This is a genomic window from Priestia sp. SIMBA_032 (genome assembly GCF_046535215.1).
GTDB classification, from domain to species: Bacteria; Bacillota; Bacilli; order Bacillales; family Bacillaceae_H; genus Priestia; species Priestia aryabhattai.
The window spans coordinates 1-234 of the sequence record NZ_JAWRXD010001610.1; the positions used below are offsets into that span (position 1 = coordinate 1).

1 protein-coding gene is annotated in these 234 nt (G+C 36.3%); it reads right to left on the reverse strand.

The window, feature by feature from the left end:
* Nucleotides 1–234: Rrf2 family transcriptional regulator (locus SB717_RS39730; RefSeq protein WP_410908855.1), on the reverse strand; the 234-nt coding region annotated here is incomplete at both ends.

Genomic DNA, 234 nt, shown 5'->3' on the forward strand with positions numbered 1-234 from the left:
GTATTCACCTAGATGTTCTTCAGCACCTAAGAAAATAGCGAAAAGAACTTTTCGCATGTTCGAACCTACAACACACTGATTGTTTGATTCCGGACACTTCGGCTGCAAAGCACCTTCAGAGGTTATCTGATAAATATGCCAAAGATTAATTTCATCTAAATCGCGAGCGAAAATAAAACCTCCACCAGTTCCCTCTTTTGATTGTATAAATTTATGTTTTTTTAACAAACTTAG